Raw genomic sequence first — 4400 nt, 5'->3', positions numbered from 1 at the left:
GCCGTCAGCCGAAAGCCTTTGGCCACGCTACGCGAACAGCCGTGAGCTTTTAGCTCACGCTACGCGAACAGCTTAAAATAAACCTAAAACGTGAGAATTTAATAGTTCGAGATTAATGAGAATTGAAAGTCTGGGGAAAAGTCTATCAGCTAATGCTTCACAGGCTAGAAGCCTGTGAAGCATTAGCTGATAGCTGACCGCTGATAGCTGAATGCTTACCCTAGTACTCCTATAAAATTATCCGATTATCTTGACACTCCCCGCTAATCGCGAGACGGGGATTCCTAGATCAATGAGCCACCTTAAACCGTCGTGTTCCATCTTTGACGCCGCCAAAAACAGGACAGTACTCAAACCAAGAATCCGCTGTGCCAAATTCCTAGTCGATTCACGACAGACCCAGAGGGCAGTTCTCCTTAGGCGTTCGGGTACTTTAACCATTTCCCCAGGTTCCGGTGTGCCCCACCGTACCTTGTTGTTAAAAAGTGATTTTTCCTGGGTTCACACGCCAATTGGTAGTTGACGATTGGGTTTTTAAAGAGGATTCTCCCTGCCCTCTAGGCATTACTACTTTGTGGTCAATCAGTTGCGGGTCTCTCTCCCGTCTGAGCCAACGGTTTTTCAGCCTGTACCTAATATTAGACTATATCATCTTTTCCAATGATTCCGGAAACCTACGCTTATTTTTCTAGGCGACTTTAGTCGCTGTGAGTCTTCATTCCCGGTTTAAAAACACGGGGATGAAGACTTGTACGTCCCCGCGTAAAAAAAGTCTGATTCAATTGCCTTAGTATTGCTGAAGGTTTAACTAGTGCTAAATATCCATAAATTAAATAAGTCTTACGGTAATCGAAACGTTCTCCGGGATTTAACCCTAAATATTCCAGCGGGAGAAATATATGGTTTACTCGGACCCAATGGTGCAGGTAAGACAACTACTATCAATATCATCTGTAACTTACTACGAGCAGATAGTGGTGCGATCGCAATCAATAACGAACCAGTCTCCGAGGCCACGAAAAAGCTGATTGGGGTTGCTCCCCAAGAGAATTTACTGTATCAAACCCTTAGCTGTCACGAAAACTTGTATTTCTTTGCTCGTCTGTATGGGTTAGATGGTCAGCAGTGCTCTAAACAAGTTTACGCTGCCCTTGCTGCGGTAAATTTATTAGAGCGGGCAAAAAGTCCGGTGGAAACCCTCAGTGGTGGGATGCAGCGACGGATGAATATTGCTGTGGCTCTAGTGCATCAGCCGAAATTACTTATTTTAGATGAGCCTACCACAGGCTTAGATATTGAAGCCCGATATGAAATTTGGGACTTGATTCGACGTCTTCAGCGCCAGGGAATTACTATTTTGCTGACGACTCATTCCCTTGATGAAGCAGAACGTGTTTGTCAGAGAATTGGTATTCTTAAACAGGGACGGATTGTGGCCGAGGGGAGTTTGCTTGAGTTACGGCAAAAGATTCCCGCTCAAGAAATTGTAGTAGTAGACACCCCTCAAGAAGAACAAGCGATCGCTCGTGCGCAAGAATTAGGCTTTACTCATCGGCGCTATGGCAATGATTTAGCGTTTTGGCTACCAGAGTCTTTAGACCTGAAGGACATTATCGCATGTTTTGATGGGATTCCCTTAGATTCCATTGCTCGTCAGCCAGTGCGGCTGGAGTATGTCTATGTAGAGGTTACATCAAATCTGGCAAACAAGTTAGTGGTTAGTCGTTAGTGGCTTAGTCGTTAATCATAGTGTCTAGATCACAACTAACTATAGTAGGGGCAAACAACGGTTTGCCCCTACTAACCACCAACAAAAAAGAACAAGCTGGAAATTGTGGTTAACGATAATAATCTACAAACCATTCCCTTTGCTAGACAGCTGAGCCGCAACTTTTCTGAATACATACAGCAAGCCCTCTGATGACAAAAGACTCATTTGGGCCAGGATATAATCAGCTAAGTGGGTAGTTGCTGATAGCACAATCAACCCCGATTCTTGGTCAACCAAGCGCTCAATCAATTCAGCCTTTTCCTCTACAGATAATGTTTCGGCTAGACGCCAAACGCTATCAACCTTATTAGGCTTGGAATTAGCCTTGGAGTTAATGTCAATTACGCAATTCTTATACATTGCCTTACTGCCCTTGAATAACTGATGGGATTATAGAATTGCTGAGTTGACCGCCGTAACCGTAAATCTACTTAGAGAGAATAGACCAGCTCTGGAATTGTAAGTAAATTCCTCAAGGTTAATCAACCTGTTAGGGTTAATCAATGTTTTGTCTTCAGAGGGCTATTATAACCCTTTTTTTCAGGATTTGTCACCATTTCCAGATCTCAAGGCAGAGCTTTTGTTTGATTACAGCGCGCTCAAACCTATTGTGAATGACTCGATGCTGCTGGCTTTAGCACTGTTACGATCCCTGAAATCTTTGAAGATGCCCCAGATAACTTATGGTATCTAGTTTATCGACGTTAGCTAGGTAACGTCGATAAACTAATTTTAACTAAAACTTGAACAAGTTTAGTATTAACTTTACGAATACTTTAAATAAAAGTATTTTTATTTAACAAAAGAATTGATAAATTGATAAATAGTCAAGTCAAGCAAACTATAAAAAAAATTCAGGGTAAAAAAATAAGACACCTTAAGGTATTTGAATTTTTCATGAATACTTCAAAATTTAAACGTTTATTTAGATGGTAAACTACGAAAAATTTATCGGTTTTACGAGTCTGAATTAGGGTGTATCAACTGGTGTATCAACTGGTGTATCAACTGGTGTATCAACTTATGATGCCTTGAGGTGAGCTTAGTCTAAATTTGTTTGTCTGCAATGACCTTCTTGTGTCAATCATGTAATCTACCAAAGACAAAATCTGATGACTAGTATTTTTGGATTTGAGACTGGCGACTTCATAAATTGGAACACTATCGGCGATGCCAGCATTGAGACAGCGGCATTTGGCAGTATCCCTTCTCAGGGACAATTTCAGGCTTTAATTACTAATGATGTCGGTTCTGTAAGTGATAGCATACTTGAAAACCTCTTGGGCTTAAACCCAGGCACTATAGATGGTTTTGGCAATGGAGACGCCAAAGAAGGATCCGCTCTCAAGTTACAACCTATTACAGTCAACGCTGGGGATGTTTTGAGCTTCGACTTTAACTTCCTGACTGATGAGCTTACCCCTGACTCCACCTTCAAGGATTTTGCCTTTGTCTCCATCACCCCAAACGTTTTATCTAAACTCGCAGATACAAATAGTTCATTTCTCGTGTCTCCTACAGGATTTCGTGAGGAAACAGACTACGATACCTTTACCTACAAATTCCCAACTGGTGGCACTTATCTAGTAGCGATGGCAGTGGTGGATGTAGAAGATGAGTTATTGGAATCCGCGCTACTAGTCGATAACTTGAAAGTTGTGCCGAAAGATGAAGTAATTCTAGGCACAAACGACGATGAAACCCTTTTCGGCACTGCTGATAATGACACAATCTACGGTCAGGATGGTAATGACAGAATCTTTGGCAGTGAGGGAATAAACATTCTCTATGGTGGTGCTGGGGATGACGTGATTTTCGGCGGTTCCAACCCTGACAACATTTATGGCGGCACTGGTAATGACCGGATATTCTCCTCCGGAGGCAGTAACTCAGTTTATGGGGGTATCGGTGATGACTTCATAGACACTGGCACTGGTAATGATTTCGTTGTTGGTGGCTTTGGCAACGATACAATCAGGCTTGGGGGTGGTCAGGATATTATTGTTCTAGAAGCACGCAAAGGAACTGATACTATCATTAACTTTGAGCCTGGTAAGATGTTCCTGGGTCTGTCTGGTGCCTTGACTTTTAGTAACTTAACGTTTAACCAAAGTGGCAGTAATGTCGAAATCTCTGCTAACAGTGAAGTCTTAGCAGTTCTCAATAATGCACAAGTTAGCGCTATTGCCAGCGCTAGCAACTTTCTGACGATTTAGCAATAACTATACCGTTAGGGGAGCACAGCGTGCGCCCCTACTAGTGAAGATAAATCCATAACGGGGTTTGAGCTAGAGTTTGGCGACTGTCGCTGTAACTTTGGGTTTCCCATCAAAACCATCATCACCAGCTCTAGAATCTCAAGAGGTACACTGGGGGAATTGGTAGTTAAAGATTACCGTTTTGATTAGTAATCGGTTCCCTATGTCTACATTTTTATTAGAAGTCGGTACAGAAGAATTACCCGCAGATTTTGTGGATAGTGCGATCGCACAGTGGCAATCGAGAATTCCCCAAACCCTCGATGAGTACTTTCTTACTCCAGAAGGCATTGAGATTTATGGCACCCCTCGCCGCTTAGCAGTTATCATAAAAGGATTACCTGAAAAGCAACCCGACCGAGAAGAAGAGA

The 4400-nt window shown here is 42.6% G+C and carries 4 protein-coding genes; 3 read left to right on the top strand and 1 reads right to left on the bottom strand.

The features are described from left to right. The first annotated feature begins 811 nt into the window (after positions 1-811). Positions 812-1729, top strand: a complete 918-nt coding sequence (locus F6K52_RS32900) for an ABC transporter ATP-binding protein (RefSeq protein WP_293088784.1) — start codon at positions 812-814, stop codon at positions 1727-1729. Between the two features lie 123 nt (positions 1730-1852). Here F6K52_RS32900 and F6K52_RS32895 read toward each other — a convergent pair whose 3' ends face one another. Further along, positions 1853-2131: a hypothetical protein gene (locus F6K52_RS32895; protein WP_293088782.1), complete on the bottom strand. Its 279-nt coding sequence runs from the start codon at positions 2129-2131 to the stop codon at positions 1853-1855. Between the two features lie 752 nt (positions 2132-2883). Here F6K52_RS32895 and F6K52_RS32890 point away from each other — a divergent pair. Both F6K52_RS32890 and F6K52_RS32885 read left to right on the top strand, forming a co-directional pair. Continuing rightward, positions 2884-3987 carry a hypothetical protein gene (locus tag F6K52_RS32890; RefSeq protein WP_293088779.1) on the top strand — a complete coding sequence of 368 codons (1104 nt, stop codon included), beginning with the start codon at positions 2884-2886 and terminating at the stop codon, positions 3985-3987. Positions 3988-4192: 205 nt separating this feature from the next. Further along, positions 4193-4400: glycine--tRNA ligase subunit beta (locus tag F6K52_RS32885; protein ID WP_293088777.1), on the top strand; the 208-nt coding region annotated here is incomplete at its 3' end.

Origin of the sequence: Moorena sp. SIO3H5 (assembly GCF_010692395.1) — a bacterium.
GTDB lineage: Bacteria > Cyanobacteriota > Cyanobacteriia > Cyanobacteriales > Coleofasciculaceae > Moorena.
The sequence above is the reverse complement of the archived record's forward strand: the minus strand, read 5'-3'. Positions and strand labels throughout refer to the sequence as shown.